At 41.6% G+C, this 16,731-nt stretch carries 15 protein-coding genes and 1 pseudogene; 8 read left to right on the top strand and 8 right to left on the bottom strand.

What is annotated here, in order from left to right:
• Nucleotides 1-66 precede the first annotated feature (66 nt).
• The 3 genes from Q0Z55_RS06435 (at nt 67) to Q0Z55_RS06425 (ending at nt 4,806) form a co-directional block, all read left to right on the top strand.
• Nucleotides 67-1,824: a hypothetical protein gene (locus Q0Z55_RS06435; RefSeq protein WP_297425888.1), complete on the top strand. Its 1,758-nt coding sequence runs from the start codon at nt 67-69 to the stop codon at nt 1,822-1,824.
• 141 nt (nt 1,825-1,965) lie between these two features.
• The gene (locus Q0Z55_RS06430; protein ID WP_297425885.1) at nt 1,966-3,333 is read left to right on the top strand and encodes an outer membrane protein transport protein; all 1,368 of its coding nucleotides are present in this window, start codon (nt 1,966-1,968) and stop codon (nt 3,331-3,333) included.
• A 315-nt stretch (nt 3,334-3,648) separates the two neighbouring features.
• On the top strand, nt 3,649-4,806 hold the full coding sequence (locus tag Q0Z55_RS06425; RefSeq protein ID WP_297425883.1) for a transporter: 1,158 nt from the start codon (nt 3,649-3,651) through the stop codon (nt 4,804-4,806).
• A gap of 39 nt (nt 4,807-4,845) precedes the next feature.
• Here Q0Z55_RS06425 and thrH read toward each other — a convergent pair whose 3' ends face one another.
• On the bottom strand, nt 4,846-5,463 hold the full coding sequence (thrH, locus tag Q0Z55_RS06420; protein ID WP_297425880.1) for a bifunctional phosphoserine phosphatase/homoserine phosphotransferase ThrH: 618 nt from the start codon (nt 5,461-5,463) through the stop codon (nt 4,846-4,848).
• Between the two features lie 200 nt (nt 5,464-5,663).
• Between thrH and Q0Z55_RS06415 the strand changes: the two genes are divergently transcribed.
• Together Q0Z55_RS06415 and Q0Z55_RS06410 are read left to right on the top strand one after the other, a co-directional pair.
• Nucleotides 5,664-6,395, top strand: a complete 732-nt coding sequence (locus Q0Z55_RS06415) for a phosphoadenylyl-sulfate reductase (protein ID WP_297425876.1) — start codon at nt 5,664-5,666, stop codon at nt 6,393-6,395.
• Between the two features lie 144 nt (nt 6,396-6,539).
• Entirely contained in the window at nt 6,540-7,943 is a 1,404-nt protein-coding gene (locus Q0Z55_RS06410; protein WP_297425873.1) for a wax ester/triacylglycerol synthase family O-acyltransferase, read from the top strand.
• A 57-nt stretch (nt 7,944-8,000) separates the two neighbouring features.
• Here the strand turns inward: Q0Z55_RS06410 and Q0Z55_RS06405 are convergent, their stop codons facing one another.
• From Q0Z55_RS06405 to Q0Z55_RS06380, 6 genes are all read right to left on the bottom strand, one after another.
• Entirely contained in the window at nt 8,001-8,177 is a 177-nt protein-coding gene (locus Q0Z55_RS06405) for a PA1571 family protein (protein ID WP_366806832.1), read from the bottom strand.
• Between the two features lie 133 nt (nt 8,178-8,310).
• A complete protein-coding gene (gene rng / locus Q0Z55_RS06400; RefSeq protein WP_297425871.1) occupies nt 8,311-9,765 on the bottom strand; it encodes a ribonuclease G in 1,455 nt (484 codons plus the stop codon).
• A gap of 41 nt (nt 9,766-9,806) precedes the next feature.
• The gene (locus tag Q0Z55_RS06395; protein ID WP_297425867.1) at nt 9,807-10,373 is read right to left on the bottom strand and encodes a Maf family nucleotide pyrophosphatase; all 567 of its coding nucleotides are present in this window, start codon (nt 10,371-10,373) and stop codon (nt 9,807-9,809) included.
• Nucleotides 10,361-10,852 carry a rod shape-determining protein MreD gene (gene mreD, locus Q0Z55_RS06390; protein WP_297425864.1) on the bottom strand — a complete coding sequence of 164 codons (492 nt, stop codon included), beginning with the start codon at nt 10,850-10,852 and terminating at the stop codon, nt 10,361-10,363. The genes Q0Z55_RS06395 and mreD overlap by 13 nt, the downstream gene beginning before the upstream one ends.
• A complete protein-coding gene (gene mreC, locus Q0Z55_RS06385) occupies nt 10,839-11,696 on the bottom strand; it encodes a rod shape-determining protein MreC (RefSeq protein ID WP_297425862.1) in 858 nt (285 codons plus the stop codon). The genes mreD and mreC overlap by 14 nt, the downstream gene beginning before the upstream one ends.
• Before the next feature lie 13 nt (nt 11,697-11,709).
• On the bottom strand, nt 11,710-12,756 hold the full coding sequence (locus Q0Z55_RS06380) for a rod shape-determining protein (RefSeq protein WP_297425859.1): 1,047 nt from the start codon (nt 12,754-12,756) through the stop codon (nt 11,710-11,712).
• A gap of 131 nt (nt 12,757-12,887) precedes the next feature.
• Between Q0Z55_RS06380 and gatC the strand changes: the two genes are divergently transcribed.
• Genes gatC through gatB form a run of 3 tightly spaced genes read left to right on the top strand, consistent with a single transcriptional unit; the run spans nt 12,888 to nt 16,207 of the window.
• Nucleotides 12,888-13,202: an Asp-tRNA(Asn)/Glu-tRNA(Gln) amidotransferase subunit GatC gene (gene gatC / locus Q0Z55_RS06375; RefSeq protein WP_297425856.1), complete on the top strand. Its 315-nt coding sequence runs from the start codon at nt 12,888-12,890 to the stop codon at nt 13,200-13,202.
• Between the two features lie 51 nt (nt 13,203-13,253).
• Nucleotides 13,254-14,732, top strand: coding sequence for an Asp-tRNA(Asn)/Glu-tRNA(Gln) amidotransferase subunit GatA (gene gatA, locus Q0Z55_RS06370; RefSeq protein WP_297425853.1), 1,479 nt, complete (start codon nt 13,254-13,256; stop codon nt 14,730-14,732).
• Nucleotides 14,732-16,207, top strand: coding sequence for an Asp-tRNA(Asn)/Glu-tRNA(Gln) amidotransferase subunit GatB (gene gatB / locus Q0Z55_RS06365; protein ID WP_297425850.1), 1,476 nt, complete (start codon nt 14,732-14,734; stop codon nt 16,205-16,207). The genes gatA and gatB overlap by 1 nt, the downstream gene beginning before the upstream one ends.
• A 48-nt stretch (nt 16,208-16,255) precedes the next feature.
• On the opposite strand, the pseudogene Q0Z55_RS06360 reads toward gatB, so the two are convergent.
• A pseudogene (locus tag Q0Z55_RS06360) lies at nt 16,256-16,731 on the bottom strand (hypothetical protein); the annotation flags it as partial.

The raw sequence follows: 16,731 nt of genomic DNA, 5'->3' as shown, positions 1-16,731 counted from the left end.
CAGATTTTATGCTAACCTTGTCGCAGTTTTTAATTAAAATAAGATTGCGTACAAGGAAAAATTCCCATGATTCAGGATTATATTCCCTATGAATTAAGATCAGTGGTCACGCAAATTGACCCTCATTTGGATATCTACTGGCAAAATAACTTAAATCATGTGTTTAGCCAAATTGATGCTGAACAACGCGATCGCATCTACCGACAAATTTTGATACGCAAGAATATTAAATGGGATGCCAATAAAAATAGTTTTAGTTGTCCTGCCTTGCCACACTTTGAACATGTGGTTGACGGTATCGTGCATCCCGGCATGAAAAATTTAGCGCAAAAGATTTTAAAATCCTTAGATGAATTGGAAAAATATCAAGATGCTATTCAAATTGCCAATTATCTAGAAAGTGTTTTAGCACAGCTCAATAAAATTAACGTAGAAGAAAACATTAACTTACAGCAACTTAAAATTAAGCTACGTGAAAGTTTTATCTATACTGCAGCTCATGTGATTCGTGCTAAAAATGAGATTGAATTACCTGCTAATCATCGTCATTTAAGCACAGATATTTTTAAATGCTTTGTGTGTGAAGTGTTTTTAAAACAACAATTACTCACTTTTTACTTTAAGACCCTGCGTGGGCGTCAACTAAAGCAACAGCCACACCCACTGCTACAAGTCTTCTTACAAGAGCAACAAAAATTACGTCAGCTCGAAGTGATTAAAACATCGCGTTATATTTTTGCTTTGGCACAAAGTGATGATCAAGACATCAATCCCTTTTCGATTCGACGTTTTTTAACTGAAGATCGCTTGGCTTTAAGTGACAATATTTATTTACACGGTGCAGTGCTCGATTTAGCACATTTGACTCAAACACAACAACAAGAAACTTTCCAATGGCAAGTGACGCGTATTGTGACCGTAGAAAAACAAATTGGTCAGCATATCATTGAGTTTGTTAATCAACTCGAGCAAATCAACAGTGAACGCTTATTGCCGTTATTGCTCAAACCCTTAGATGCTTCGGGCTTAGTGATTGAGAAAGTGGTACAAAAACGCTTGCTTGCCTTTGAAAAAGAACTGGCGATTTTAATTTTAGAACCAATGCAACAGGCCTTACGTCATAAAGCCACTCATATTGACGAAATGGATTATCTGTATATGAGCACGCGCCAAATCATTGGCGATATCTTGGGTTATTTCTATGATTTCCAATCCCAAGCCGCAGTGATGTTTGACAGTCAGGCTGATCAATTTGCAGCGCGTTTAAAATCCTATTTAGCATTACATGAAAAACGCCGCAACCAAGTATTTGCCCTATTGTCACAAGACGATTGGCAGCATTATCATGAAGCGATGCTTAAACCATTAGAAAGCCTAAATCTCACGGTACGTAACGCACTGCATAACTATCGTGAACATTATCGCCAACTCAAAGACTTACAGCGTAGTTTAGATAAAGACAGTCGATCTTTCTTGGGCAAAATGTTTAATACAACCAAAAAGACCGAAGAACAGATTCAAGAACTTAAACATAAAGCCTTCAATGCCCGCCAAAATGCCTATTTAGATATTGTGCGTATTCCCAAGCAGTATCCAAACTTAACTGTTTACTTAGAGTTTGAGTCTTTAATTTCTATTAATGATAAAGAACGTCACTATGCTTTCCCTGTGGGCGACAATGGCGTGACCCATTTGCCTTTATTGGTACAGCTGCCTGAAGATCGTGGCTCAATTAATTTACAAGAAATTCATCAGCACTTAGATTTTGACTTAAAATTAGCCAGTCAAAAATGGTCAGACTACGAACTCGATGATATTGCTTAACTTGCAGCAGAACTGAACAGTTATTTTTTAGCATTTACTCTATTTGGTTCTGTGTTAAGTTTAAAACTAACCACTTCATCATGAAGTTAAGCTTCAATAACAACAACGACAGTCTCAGACTGCAGAACAAGGAATGAATATATGCTGTTAAAAAAATTAAGCGTTGCACTATGTTTAGTTGGTTTGCCTTTGACAAGCTTTGCTGCGGCTTTAGACCGCTCTGGTCAATCGATTGCCGGTTTTTTACAACCGAATAATTATTTTGAAGCAGGCATCAGTGTTTTAGATCCCAATGTGTCAGGTCAAGATGTCGCAGGCAACCCAACTGGTGATATGGCAGGAGATTATTATTTCCCGCATGCTGTACTCAAATTACAAGCAACTGAGCAGCTATCCATTGGTTTAATTTACGATCAACCCTTTGGTGCAGATGCAGAGTATCGAGGACGTAACAATTTTGTCAGTACCACATCAGATACCATTCTACCTGCTACAGGCTTAACCAATAATTTACCTGTGGTCACAGGTCAACCCAATGCACTCGCTCCTGATGGCGTCACGCCGCTACAGGTGGATAGCAATGGACGCCCTATAGCAATTGCCTTAGACAATGCAACCACGGGTGGTACATCTGTTGAAGTCAAAACCCAAAATTTAAACCTGTTGGTTGGTTATCAACCCAATCCAAATTGGAACTTCTATGGTGGTTTGGTCTATCAAACTCTAGAAGCTGATGTCAATTTACGTGGTAATTCCTATAGCTTGTTTAATGGCTATGCATTAGATGTGCCCGAGGACAGCGCTTTAGGTTGGTTGGCAGGGTTTGCTTATCAGATTCCTGAAATTGCCTTAAAGGCCTCATTAACGTATCGCTCTGAAATTGAACATGAGTTTACTGCACGCGAAGATTTACCACTGGTGGGTAATGTGGGGCAACTGCTGATTGCCCAAAAAGTGCTGGATGCAAATACACTCAATCAATTAAATGCGCCGGGTAAAAGTAAAGTCACCACACCACAATCGGTTAATTTAGACTTACAAACAGGCATCATGGCTGACACGGTCGCCTTTGCCAATGTACGTTGGGTCAATTGGGAGGACTTTTATATGCGTCCTCACCAGTTTGGAAAACTCTCTGAACTTGCCGGTGGTTTGTTGCCATCCCTTGGTAAACCTGATGGTTTTAACTTAGTCGACTATGCTAAAGATCAATGGTCTGCCAACGTCGGTGTAGGTCGAAAAATGAATGACAAATGGGCAGGTAATGTCTCTGTAGGTTGGGATTCAGGTGCAGGTAATCCTGTTACCACATTAGGGCCAACCGAAGGTTTTTGGAATTTAGGCTTAGGCGTACAATATAGTCCAACACCAAGCTCCTTTATTGCAGGTGGAGTAAAATATTTATGGTTAGGCGATGCCAAAGCTCAAACAGGCGCGCACTCTGCTGCAGGCAATTTTACTGACAATGATGCAATGGCCTATGGTTTACGAATCGGTCAGCGTTTTTAAGTTTTTTCATTCAGATTTTTATGTACCGGATTAATCAAATGCTTAATCCGGTATTTTTATACACTTATAAATTAATTGCTTAAAATTAGTACAGTTAAGTTTGCAAGACTTTGATTATCTAAAAAATTCCACCTTGTTTATTTTTATTGTTCAAAATCATATAAATATAAATTTAAAAATAGATATTTTGCTCTAAATTTAAGCTCTATTTCCAAACCACCATCAAAGTGTGTAGTTTTTAAAGTATTTACTCTTTTTTTAATTGTGGTAGTTTTCACCCAAAATGAATTACCGCTTTTATCAAGGATTAAAGCTATGAAGCTTCGTGCATTGTCAATGGCCGTATTTATGGCTGCTTTACCGCTCAGCACTATGGCAGCCGGATTAGACCGTTCAGGTCAATCAATTGCAGCATTTTTACAACCGGGCAATTATGCAGAAGCTGGACTTTCAGTTCTTGATCCAAGCGTACGTGGTGTAGGTCTTGATCAACGCCCTGTCAGTGATATGGCAGATGACTATTACTTCCCGACTGCCGCGGTCAAAGTACAAGTGAGTGACCATATGTCTTTAGGTCTACTTTATGATCAACCTTATGGTGGAGATGCCACCTATGCCGCTGACAGTTTTATGTTTGGTAATGGGGTTGAAGGCACCACAGTTGAAGTACGTACCAATAATTTAACTGCTTTGATGGGCTACCAACCCAATGAAAATTGGAATGTGTATGCAGGCCCTGTTTGGCAAACGGTAGAAGCCGATATTCAATTGCGCGGTGCAGCTTATGGTGGCGTGGGCAAACTTGGCACTTATGGTATTAAAGTCGATCAAGAACCAGCTTTTGGTTGGGTGGCAGGTCTTGCTTACCAAATTCCTGACATTGCTTTAAAAGCGGCCATCACCTATCGTTCAGAAATCGAACATAAAGCAACAGCAAAAGAAACCACTGCCCTACCTGTCCCAAGTTTAAGTACACTAACATCAGGTGTAGAAGCAACCACACCGCAATCGGTTAATCTTGATTTTCAAACAGGTATTGCAGCAGATACTTTAGCCTTTGCCAATGTGCGTTGGGTACACTGGAGTCAATTTGCGGTAAAACCCAAGTTATTGGGCAATATTAGCCAATTGGGTGCACCTTATGTTCGTCAAAACCTGATTGATTATGCAGAAGATCAATGGTCTGCCAATGTGGGTGTGGGTCGTAAATTTAATGCTAAATGGTCAGGCACAGCCGCTCTTGGCTATGACTCAGGTGCAGGTAATCCTATTACCACATTGGGTCCAACAGAAGGCTACTGGAATGTCGGTTTAGGTGCGCAATATAGCCCTGCTGAACATTACTTTATTCAAGGCGGTGTAAAGTATTTTTGGCTCGGCGATGCCACAGCGCAAACGGGTGGTAAACCGGTAGGGGAATTCTCTGACAACCATGCTTTAGGTTATGGCATGAAAATTGGTTATCGATTCTAAAAAAAAGGGCGCATCAAGCGCCCTGTTTTTTGGTATTCCTTATGCTGGAATATCACGTACCGAGGCGTTACGAATCGCTTCTTTTAATGCTGCATAACCACGAATGGCTGGGAATTGTGGAAATTCTGCAATCACGTTGTCTGGTGCATCAAATAAGAAACCTGCATCAGCTTCACCGAGCATTGTAGTATCGTTATATGAGTCGCCTGCCGCAATCACACGGAAATTTAAACCATGTAAGGCTTTAACTGCTTGGCGTTTTTGATCTGGTTGACGTAATTTATAGTTGCTGATCATACCATTTTCATCTGTCTCTAATTTATGACAGAAAATCGTAGGCCAACCCAATTGCTGCATTAATGGATGCGCAAATTCATAGAATGTGTCTGATAAAATGATCAATTGGAAATGTGTGCTTACCCATTCCACAAATTCTTTTGCACCTTCAAACGGCCCCATGTCGGCAATGACAGCTTGAATGTCATTTAAACCTAAACCGTGTTGTTTTAAGATATTTAAACGCTGTGTCATTAACACATCATAGTCAGGGATATCACGTGTGGTCGCTTCAAGTTCTTTAATACCAGTTTTTTTGGCAAAGTTAATCCAAATTTCCGGTACCAATACCCCTTCTAAATCCAAACAAACGATTTCCATGGTTTCTCCCAAATAGCCATATAAAAAAAGCTCCTTATCATAGCGTAATGCTTAAATAACGGTAGGTTTTTTTTAAATCTATTTTCTTCATAAGCATTTAATTTTTACTGCTAAGCAGATAAATTCAATTGCATTAAAATATTTGATTCATTCAGTTATATAGGTTTTGAAGTCTCCAAGCCTATTTGCCAGGAACGCTCATGACAACCATCCCGACCATTGATCTCGTAGATGCCCTTGCGGCAGAGTATGCAGAAAAGTCTCCGCTTGAGATTATGGCTTTGGCCTTATCCCAGCAAGGCGACATTGCCATTTCCTTCTCAGGTGCAGAAGATGTGGTATTGATTGATCTGGCTGCCAATTTAGGTAAACCGTTTCGTGTCTTTAGCCTAGATACCGGTCGTTTGCATCCTGAAACTTATCAGTTTATTGATACAGTACGCCAACATTATAAAATTGATATTGAAATTTGCTTCCCTGAAAGTGAAGCTGTACAACAACTTGTCACCCAAAAGGGCATGTTTAGCTTCTTTAATGACGGTCATCAAGAGTGCTGTGGCGTACGTAAAGTCGCGCCATTACGTAAAAAACTCGCCACGTTAGATGGTTGGATTACCGGTCAGCGTAAAGATCAAAGTCCAGGCACACGCAACGATATTCCTGTGGTGCAAGCCGATGTTGGTTTTTCAGGGATCGGTAAACAACTGATCAAATATAATCCGCTTGCCAATTGGTCAAGTAGTGATGTATGGAATTACATTCGTTTAATGGAAATTCCATATAATCCACTGCATGCACGTGGTTTTACCTCAATTGGTTGTGAACCGTGTACTCGCGCCGTACTCCCTAACCAACATGAACGTGAAGGTCGTTGGTGGTGGGAAGAAGCCACCCATAAAGAATGTGGCTTACATGCCGGTAATTTAAAATAAAATTAAAGCCATTGCATGCAATGGCTTTTTTTTAATAATTTAAGCCTCAAGTATTTTTTACAATTACAAACACTTATATACTTAGTCACAGACATTGTCATAATTCTAACAATTAATTTAAAACGATATGCAGGTAGCCTAATGATGAGAGCTTTACACCCCTTGGATTTTTTGTTTTTGTCTTTAGAAAAGCGTCAGCAACCGATGCACGTGGGTGGATTGTTTTTATTTCAAATTCCAAAAGATGCGGCTAAAACTTTTATTCAAGATTTAGTGGCAGATATTCGTTTAAGCAAAAGCATTCCTGTGCCACCCTTTAACAATAAGCTCAATGGCTTGTTTTGGGACAACGACCCAGAATTTGATCTTGAGCATCATTTTCGTCACATTGCCCTACCGCATCCGGGACGTATTCGCGAATTACTCACCTATATCTCACAAGAACATAGTAGTTTACTTGATCGTGCCAAGCCTTTATGGACGTGTCATTTAATTGAAGGAATCGAAGGCAACCGCTTTGCCATGTACTTTAAAATCCATCATTCTATGATTGATGGTGTAGCGGGCATGCGCTTATTGGAAAAATCTTTTTCGCAAGATCCACAGCATCAGGGTATTACCGCCCCGTGGTGTGTAGCCAATAAAAGAACCAAACGCTTGACCGATCCTGAAGCACCCATTAGCAAGTTTAAAAAATTTACCAACACCTTACAGAGCCAACTTAAAGCCACACCGACTGTGCTTGCAGAATTGGGCTGTGCTTTAAAAGACAAGAAAAACCACCATCCTGATTATGTATCGAGCTTTCAAGCCCCAAGCAGTATTTTAAATCAACGCGTCAGTGCCTCACGCCGTTTTGCAGCGCAATCCTTTGAATTGGCGCGTTTACGTAGCATTGCCCAACATTTTAACGTGACCATTAATGATGTGGTCTTAGCAATCTGCTCAGGTGCTTTACGTGAATATCTGCTCAGTCAAAATGCCCTACCTAAAAAACCCATGATTGCAATGGTGCCCACTTCGGTACGTCAAGATGATTCAGATGTGTCTAATCGAATCACCATGATCTTGGCCAATTTAGGTACGCATTTAGCGGATCCTTTGGCGCGTTTAAGCACCATTCGTCGTAGTGTGATTAATGCCAAACAACGCTTTCAACGTATGAGCAGCGATCAGATCTTAAGTTATAGTGCCTGTGTGTATAGCCCGGCTGGCTTTAATATTGTATCGGGGTTGATGCCAAAACGTCAGGCCTTTAATTTAGTGATCTCAAACTTACCCGGCCCTAAAGAAAGCCTATATTGGAATGGGGCGCGTTTAGATGCGATTTATCCAGCATCGATTGTGCTTGATGGTCAAGCCTTAAATATTACCATGACCAGTTATGCCGGTAAGTTGGAGGTGGGTTTAACAGCCTGTCGTAATGCAGTGCCTAAAATGCAAAACTTATTGGGGCATTTAGAAGATGAAATTGTATGTTTTGAGCAATTAATGACAACCTGTAATCAAGACAGTATCAATACAATGCAGCATACTCAACCAAGTTAAATCGCATGGTAGAAAATGCCAATATTTTGGTAAAATTAAGGGGCTTCGTTTAGCCCCTTAATGTTTAATCATACGACATTGTTGCAATAATTGATGACACACCGAACGCACCATCGCAGTGGTAATCTGCACTTCTTTGCCTTGTTCATCGACCATATAAGCATGGTGGGTGGTTTTTTGTGCGCTTGGCTGATGTTGAACACTTGCTGACATCATGATTTTGGTGACTCCCATAACTTTACCTCGTTTGCTTGACCTTTATTGTGATTATTCGGTCTTGGCTACCTTGTTCCCCTATATTGAGTAAAAAGCGCCACAAAGTAAAATCCTAGATGTAACAAGTGTTTAACGACATCCTGTTACAATTTTAATTTAAGATGATATCGTATTGCTCTTGCGTATATAAATTTTCCACTTGGAATTTAATTACTCGATCAATAAAGTGTTCTAAATCCGCCACTGCCGCCGCTTCAATGGTTAACAAGCGATCAATCACCAAAGGATGTGCCACCACGGTAAAGCCACTTTTTGAGCTAAAAGCGCGGGTATAACGCAAGATTTCTCGAAAGATTTCGTAACATACCGATTCGGCAGTTTTTACATAACCGTGTCCTTGACAGGTTGGACATGATTCACATAATAAATGTTCTAAAGATTCACGCGTGCGCTTACGGGTCATTTCCACCAAGCCCAGTTCTGAGACTTGGGTAATTTTGGTTTTGGCATGATCACGTTCAAGCATGTGTTCAAATTGCTGTAACACTTCAGCGCGATGCTCGGCTTCTTGCATGTCAATAAAATCAATAATGATGATGCCACCTAAGTTACGCAAGCGTAACTGTCGCGCAATCACTTGCGTGGCTTCCATATTGGTTTTAAATACGGTGTCTTCCAAAGTACGACCACCGACATAAGAACCAGTGTTGACATCAATGGTAGTCATGGCTTCGGTTTGATCAATCATCAAATAACCACCCGATTTAAGCGCTACACGGGTTTGTAGGGCTTTTTGAATATCATCTTCAACATTGTATAAATCAAAGATTGGACATTCACCCGGATAATGCAATAAACGATCTTGCATGGTGGGCACAAATTCAGCCACAAATTCTTGTAGTTTGCCGTGCACTTCACGCGAGTCCACATAAATTTTGGCGGTTTTTTCGTTGGCTAAATCACGAATAATGCGTTGTGGCAACGGTAATTCTTCAAAAATTAAGGTCGGTACTGCAATGCTTTTTTGTTTACGTTGAATATATTCCCAAAGACGCGCCAAGTATGCCATATCTTGGGCGATGTCTTGTTCTGCCACACCTTCGGCTGCGGTACGTACAATCACTGAACCCGGTAATTGATGCTCGGCTTGAATATTTTCAATAATACTGCGTAAACGGTTACGTTCTTCTTCTGATTCAATACGTTGTGACACACCGGTATGACTGCCATACGGCATGAGCACCAAATATCGTGAAGGAATAGAAAGATCGGTCGATAAACGCGCGCCTTTGCTGCCCAGCATGTCTTTCATAACTTGTACAGTGAGAATTTGACCCGGTTGCAACAATTCAAACACATTGGGGGTGGGTTTTTGCCGCGACCACACCATATCATTAATATGTAAAAAAGCCGTGCGTGATAAGCCAATATCAACAAAAGCCGCTTGCATACCCGGCAAGACGCGTACCACTTTACCTTTGTATATATTGCCCACCAAACCACGTTTGGCAGTACGTTCAACAAATAATTCGTTGACTGTACCATTTTCAATTAACGCGACCCGGCATTCCATCGGGGTGACGTTAATCAATAATTCGTCAGACATAATAAAACTCAAAACATTATAAACATTCTTTTTTTCAGCGTTTAATTTAGTGCCTTAAATGCTGTTAATAACTGTACCGTTTCATATAAAGGTAAACCCACTACATTGCTATAACTGCCATGTATCTTGGGAATATAACGTGCTGCAATGCCTTGGATGGCATAACCACCGGCTTTACCCAAAGGTTCACCTGTTGCCCAATAATCTTCCATATCTTGGGTGCTCAAGGCTTGAAATTGAACTTCGGTGCGTACCACTATACTGGAAATTTGTTGTTTTGTACGCACACAAACACCTGAAAATACATCATGTTGACGATTAGAAATCATCTGCCACATGGCAAAGGCATGCGCTTTAGATTCAGGTTTTCCTAAAATTTGACCATCGACACCCAGTGAGGTATCTGCGGCAATCACTAAAGCATCGGGAAATTTTGCAATGACTGCGGCGGCTTTATCTTGCGCCAAACGCTGCACATAATGGGCGACATTTTCACCTGAATGTACCGATTCATCAATATCGGGACTATAGACGTCAAAACTAAAACCCAACTGAGTCAGTAACTCACGGCGTCTAGGTGAACTTGAAGCTAAAATTAAATGCGCCATCGTTTTAACACATAATAAACCAGTGGAAAGACTGCAATAGTGGTGGGTAAGGGTTGCCAGTGGCGCGCCAAGGCAAAATCAATACCGCCCATGACTTGCATCAGCCATTGCAGCAATAAATGTGCCAGTGTTGCAAGACTAACAATCACCCAAATATGCACAAAGGTTAAAATGCGTTTTTCACGAATGAAAAAGCGTGCCACAAAGCTGACAATCACAAAACTCAAAGCATTTAAACCTAAAGGTGAACCCACCAATAAATCCACAAACATGCCCATGGCAAAGGCAAACCATACCCCACACCATGTGGGTTGGCATAATACCCAAAACATCACCAGCAACAGCATATATTCAGGTCGCCATGCCGATAAGCCATACGACAACGGATAGACAATCAACACCGATGCCACAATGACCGAAACAATAATGGCAAATAATGGATCTTGATGACTTTTACTTTTTAACCTAGCGAGTGGCATGCGGTTGCTCCATAGCCAATGACTCAGAGAACAGCACCACGACATGCTGACCACCACCCAGTTGCGCTGCTGGTTGAATATCAATTTGGGCAAATTCACCGCTATTGTGACGACTGACCTTTTGCACGGTTCCCACTAAATAACCGGCAGGAAAATGTGCGCCTAAACCTGAGCTATAGACTTTTTCCCCAACCTTAACATCGGCACTGGTTGGCACATATTGCATTTTAAGTTGGGTAAGATCGCCTTTACCACTAACAATGGCACGAATGCCACTACGCTCTAAACGTACCGATAAAGAATGCTCTTTATCCGACAACAGCATGACACGACTACTGTGTGGATAGACCGCAATCACCTGCCCCATAATACCTTTGTCATCAAGCACCGTTTGTCCGACTTTAATATCACTGGTTGCGCCACGATTAATCACAATAATATGCCGTAATGGATCGGCATCGGTGCCTATCACTTCAGCAATTTGCATGCGTCCATCAATAATTAACGGGGTGTCAATTAAACCGCGCAAGCGCGTATTTTCAGCAGACAATTCAGAAATTTTTTGTAAGCGCACTTGTGCCTGTAACAGCTCGGCTTGCATCGCAGTATTTTCACGACGCAATTGTGCTTCAGATTTAGTTTGTTGAGTGAGCCACTCTCGCGATAACACAGGATAGCTTGCAAGGGCATAAATAGGATTATATGCCGCATACAAGACATCTCTTGCAGGTTGAATCACATGGGGAATGCGCCAGTTTAAAAATAGCACCACCAAACATGTGATCACTGCAATGATAAATGAGCGAAAAGATGGCGGCTGTCTGGAAAACAGATTTGCTTGCACCGCCTAAGTCCTTTTAGCCAACGAATAACATATCGTGATTTGGGTTGTCGAAAAATTCAAGTACTTTACCACCACCGCGTGTTACACACGTTAATGGATCTTCAGCCACCATTACAGGTAAGCCAGTTTCTTGCGCCAACATTTTATCTAAATTGCGTAACAATGCACCGCCACCGGTTAACACAATACCGCGCTCAGCAATATCAGATGACAACTCTGGTGGCGTTTGCTCAAGTGCTGATTTTACCGCAGACACAATATTTTGTAATGGGTCAGCAATCGCTTGCGTCACTTCAGTTGAGGTCACGGTAATCGCACGTGGTACACCCTCGGCTAAATTACGACCGCGCACTTCAATTTCAAGTGGTTTCGCACCTTCATCAGGTAGTGCCATACCGACTTCTTTTTTAATAATCTCTGCTGTGGTTTCACCAATCACGCAGCCATGGGCCTTACGCACATAGTTAATGATTTGCTCATCAAATACATCGCCACCAATACGCAGCGAATCTGCATACACACAGCCTTGTAATGAGATAATCGCGATTTCTGTAGTACCACCACCCACATCAACCACCATGGAACCACAAGCTTGCTCAACTGGCATACCTGCGCCAATCGCTGCTGCCATTGGCTCTTCAATTAAACGTACATCACGTGCACCTGCATTAAACACCGCCTCACGAATGGCACGGCGTTCCACCAATGTCGATTTACACGGTACACACACCACAACACGCGGTGCAGGTGGGAACAGACGTTTTTCATGCACTTTACCAATAAATTGGTTGAGCATGGTCTCGGTTACTTCAAAATCAGCAATCACACCGTCTTTCATTGGGCGGATGGCTGAGATGTTTGCAGGAGTACGACCAAGCATTTGTTTCGCATCAAGACCTACGGCGGCAACAATTTTTTGTGAACCACTGTGACGAATCGCCACCACGGTTGGTTCATTTAAGATAATGCCGCGTCCTGGTGCATAAATAAGGGTATTCGCTGTACCTAAGTCAATGGCCAGATCAGGCGAAAACAAGCCAATTAGTCGTTTTAGAATCACGGGGACGTTCTCAATTAAACTTTATGTGGACGCAAGTGGGCAACTTTAACTAAATGTGATGCTTTGAACAAGTCAATCGCTTATTATAACGCAGGATATTTGAAAATTTTTAATACTGATGAGGTGATGTTATGTCGACATCGGATGCTCAGCATTCTGCAGATTTAAATGCACAAACAGTTTCAGCAATTGCCCATCTTGCAAGATTATCGCTTAATGATACGCAATCTGCTGAATATGCTCAAAGTTTAAATAAAATTTTAGGCATGATGGAATCACTCAAAGAGATCAATACCGACGGTGTTGAGCCACTAAAAAGCCCATTTGACAACCCACAACCTTTACGTGAAGACGTGGTGTGTGAAAGCAACCATCGCGAGCAATATCAAGCGGTTGCACCTGCAGTTGAAGCGGGTCTATACCTTGTACCACGCGTAATTGAATAATATTTATTCATCTAAAGCTTTTTCTTACATTTTAGTGAAGATTTTTCTCTCATGACTGATTTACATCGTTTATCGATTCGTGAACTGAGCCAAGGTTTAGCTGATGCTCAATTTTCATCACGTGAAATTACCCAACATTATTTAAAACGCATTGAAAAAATCGATGCCCAAGTAAAATCTTATGTCACGGTCACCGCTGAACAAGCGTTAGCTCAAGCTGATGCGGCCGATGCTTCGATCAAAGCAGGGACTGCATCGGTTTTAACCGGTATTCCTGTTGCGCATAAAGACATTTTTTGTACCCAAGGCATTAAAACCACTGCGGGTTCTAAAATGCTAGATAACTTTATCTCGCCTTATGATGCAACTGTGGTGGCTCAAGGTAAAGCAGCCGGCCTTGTGACTTTAGGTAAACTCAACATGGACGAGTTTGCCATGGGTTCAACTTCCGAGAACTCATACTATGGCGCAACAGCCAACCCATGGAACTTAAATCATGTTCCGGGTGGTTCATCAGGTGGTTCTGCTGCGGCTGTCGCGGCTGATTTAGCCCCATTTGCCACAGGTACCGACACTGGTGGTTCAATCCGTCAACCGGCATCGTTTTGTGGTTTAACAGGTCTTAAACCAACCTATGGTCGTGTTTCTCGCTTTGGTATGATTGCCTATGCATCATCACTCGATCAAGGTGGTCCAATGGCACGCTCGGCTGAAGACTGTGCTTACCTGATGAATGTAATGGCAGGTCACGACGCGAAAGATTCAACGTCTGTTGAAAAAGAAGTCGATGATTACGTGGCTAACCTAAACGGCACATCTGTAAAAGGCTTACGCATTGGTATTCCTAAACAGTACTTTAACGTACAAGGTTTAGACGCCGAGGTTAAAGCACGTGTTGAAGAATCACTGAAAAAGCTAGAAGACATGGGCGCGATCTTGGTTGAGATTGATCTGACCATGACAGAAAGCTATGTACCAACCTACTACCTGATTGCCCCTGCTGAAGCATCGTCTAACTTACAACGTTTTGACGGTGTACGTTATGGCTACCGCTGTGAAAATCCTGCCGATTTAATGGATTTATACAAACGTTCGCGCTCAGAAGGTTTTGGTAAAGAAGTTCAGCAACGTATTTTAATTGGTACTTATGCATTATCGGCAGGTTACTACGATGCCTACTACGTAAAAGCACAAAAAGTACGTCGTTTAATCCAACAAGATTTCTTAAAAGCCTTTGAGTCTGTAGATGTCATCGCGGCGCCTTCTGCACCAACCACAGCGTACAAAATTGGTGCCAACTTGTCGCCAGTAGAAATGTACTTAGGTGACATTTACACCATTGCGGTGAACTTAGCAGGCTTACCTGCCATTAACGCGCCTGTTGGTTTTGATTCAAATAACTTACCGGTTGGTTTACAGCTCATTGGTAACTATTGGTCAGAATCGCAATTGTTGTCTGTGGTACACCAGTATCAACAAGCAACAGATTGGCACACCAAACGCGCTGCAATTGCTGAGGAGAACGCATAATGGCGAAGAACAACGCTAAACCAAAATCTAACCTGATTGACGGTTGGGAAGTGGTGATTGGTATCGAGATTCACACGCAACTTGCCACCAATACTAAAATTTTCTCAGGTTCATCGACTGTGTTTGGCAATGACCCAAACACACAAGCCAGCCTTGTTGATTTAGCCATGCCGGGTGTATTGCCCGTACTCAACAAAGAAGTGGTTGATCTTGCCATCCGTTTTGGTTTGGGTATTGATGCCTACATCGACCAAGCATCTGTGTTTGCGCGTAAAAACTATTTCTACCCTGACTCGCCAAAAGGCTACCAAATCAGCCAAATGGACAACCCGATTGTGGGCTTGGGTCATATCGATATCCAACTTGAAGATGGCACAGTTAAACGCATTGGCGTGACACGTGCGCACCTTGAGGAAGATGCAGGTAAATCAATCCATGACCAATTTGAAGGTATGTCAGGCATTGACTTAAACCGTGCCGGTACACCACTTTTAGAGATTGTCTCTGAACCTGATATGCGCTCGGTTGAAGAAGCTGTTGCTTATATTAAAGCGATTCATACCCTTGTGCGTTGGTTAGGGATCTCTGACGGTAACATGGCGGAAGGTTCATTCCGTTGTGACTGTAACGTGTCTTTACGCCGTCCGGGTCAACCATTTGGTACACGTTGTGAATTGAAAAACCTCAACTCATTCCGTTTCATTGAACAAGCGGTCAATGTTGAAATTGAGCGTCAAATGGAAATCTTGGAATGGGATGGTACCATCGACCAAGAAACACGTTTGTTTGATCCTGTGAAGATGGAAACGCGTTCTATGCGTTCTAAAGAAGAAGCGAACGATTACCGCTACTTCCCTGACCCTGACTTATTGCCTGTGATTATTGCAGATGCGCAAATTGAAGCCATTAAAGCCACCATGCCTGAGCTTCCTGTGGCACGTCGTGCACGTTTTGTAGCAGACTTTGGTGTGACTGAATACGATGCGCACGTTTTAACGCTGACGCGTGAAATGTCAGAGTTTTATGAAGACGTGGTAAAAGCTGCTGGCGGTGCTACGCAAGGTAAAGTTGCTGCAAATTGGGTGATGGGTGAATTCTCAGGTGCTTTAAACAAAGCAGGCTTAGAATTAGCAGATTCTCCTGTAACGGCTGAAAAATTGGGCGGTATGATTGCACGTATTGTGGACAACACCATTAACGGTAAGATTGCAAAACAAGTATTTGGCTTTATGTGGGAAGAAGGCAAAACTGCGGATGAAATTATTGCGGAAAAAGGCTTGAAACAGGAAACTGATACAGGCGCAATTGAAGCGATTATTAAAGACGTGCTTGCTGCCAACGAGAAGATGGTTGAAGAGTTTAAATCTGGTAAAGAGAAAGCCTTTAACGGTCTTGTTGGTCAAGTGATGAAAGCAGCGAAAGGTAAAGCTAACCCTGCCCAAGTCAATGAATTGATGAAGAAATTGATTGGTTGATTCTGATTAGTTTTGAAAAGAAAACCCGCTTTAGAGCGGGTTTTTATTTCATATTAAATCTAAAAAACTTTGATCTTCTTGATTATCAATTTCAAATTCACATTCTTGAAGTTGTTTCTCAAATTTTTTATAAAGATTTTCAATTAAGCCACTATTCTCGTTACGAAAAAATCTTGAAACTTTATTTGTTTCGATTTCATGTTTTAAAATTGGCATAATCTGCATAAATCTATTTACACCATAATTACGAAGACTATCAAAAATTGCGTCTGATGCTTCGCCACATGAAATTAAGTGATGGTGTAATAGGTGATATAAATAATTACTATGCTTATCATCTAAAGTTTCAGTGGTATCTACCATTGAAATTGTTGCTTCCACATATTTTGCAGATTCACCTAAACTATCCAAATCCGCTTCCAAATGATAATTATCATAGCCTTGCACGGCTTTGTTGCACAAACCTATCTGTAAAGGGTTTTTCAGCGATATAATTTCCAAATGAAGAAGCCTACACACAAAAT

The organism is uncultured Acinetobacter sp. (assembly GCF_947626835.1).
In the GTDB taxonomy this organism is placed as follows: Bacteria; Pseudomonadota; Gammaproteobacteria; order Pseudomonadales; family Moraxellaceae; genus Acinetobacter.
Note: the sequence above shows the minus strand (reverse complement) of the source record. Positions and strands in the feature narration are given on the sequence as shown.

What these genes read in the sequence shown, in the direction of transcription:
- Q0Z55_RS06395 (WP_297425867.1), bottom strand. Translation starts at nt 10,373, where the DNA reads ATGGCGCATTTAATTTTAGCTTCAAGTTCACCTAGACGCCGTGAGTTA.
- rng (WP_297425871.1), bottom strand. Translation starts at nt 9,765, where the DNA reads ATGTCTGACGAATTATTGATTAACGTCACCCCGATGGAATGCCGGGTC.
- Q0Z55_RS06435 (WP_297425888.1), top strand. Translation starts at nt 67, where the DNA reads ATGATTCAGGATTATATTCCCTATGAATTAAGATCAGTGGTCACGCAA.
- thrH (WP_297425880.1), bottom strand. Translation starts at nt 5,463, where the DNA reads ATGGAAATCGTTTGTTTGGATTTAGAAGGGGTATTGGTACCGGAAATT.
- mreD (WP_297425864.1), bottom strand. Translation starts at nt 10,852, where the DNA reads ATGCCACTCGCTAGGTTAAAAAGTAAAAGTCATCAAGATCCATTATTT.
- Q0Z55_RS06405 (WP_366806832.1), bottom strand. Translation starts at nt 8,177, where the DNA reads ATGGGAGTCACCAAAATCATGATGTCAGCAAGTGTTCAACATCAGCCA.
- Q0Z55_RS06410 (WP_297425873.1), top strand. Translation starts at nt 6,540, where the DNA reads ATGAGAGCTTTACACCCCTTGGATTTTTTGTTTTTGTCTTTAGAAAAG.
- gatC (WP_297425856.1), top strand. Translation starts at nt 12,888, where the DNA reads ATGTCGACATCGGATGCTCAGCATTCTGCAGATTTAAATGCACAAACA.
- gatB (WP_297425850.1), top strand. Translation starts at nt 14,732, where the DNA reads ATGGCGAAGAACAACGCTAAACCAAAATCTAACCTGATTGACGGTTGG.
- Q0Z55_RS06430 (WP_297425885.1), top strand. Translation starts at nt 1,966, where the DNA reads ATGCTGTTAAAAAAATTAAGCGTTGCACTATGTTTAGTTGGTTTGCCT.
- gatA (WP_297425853.1), top strand. Translation starts at nt 13,254, where the DNA reads ATGACTGATTTACATCGTTTATCGATTCGTGAACTGAGCCAAGGTTTA.
- Q0Z55_RS06425 (WP_297425883.1), top strand. Translation starts at nt 3,649, where the DNA reads ATGAAGCTTCGTGCATTGTCAATGGCCGTATTTATGGCTGCTTTACCG.
- Q0Z55_RS06415 (WP_297425876.1), top strand. Translation starts at nt 5,664, where the DNA reads ATGACAACCATCCCGACCATTGATCTCGTAGATGCCCTTGCGGCAGAG.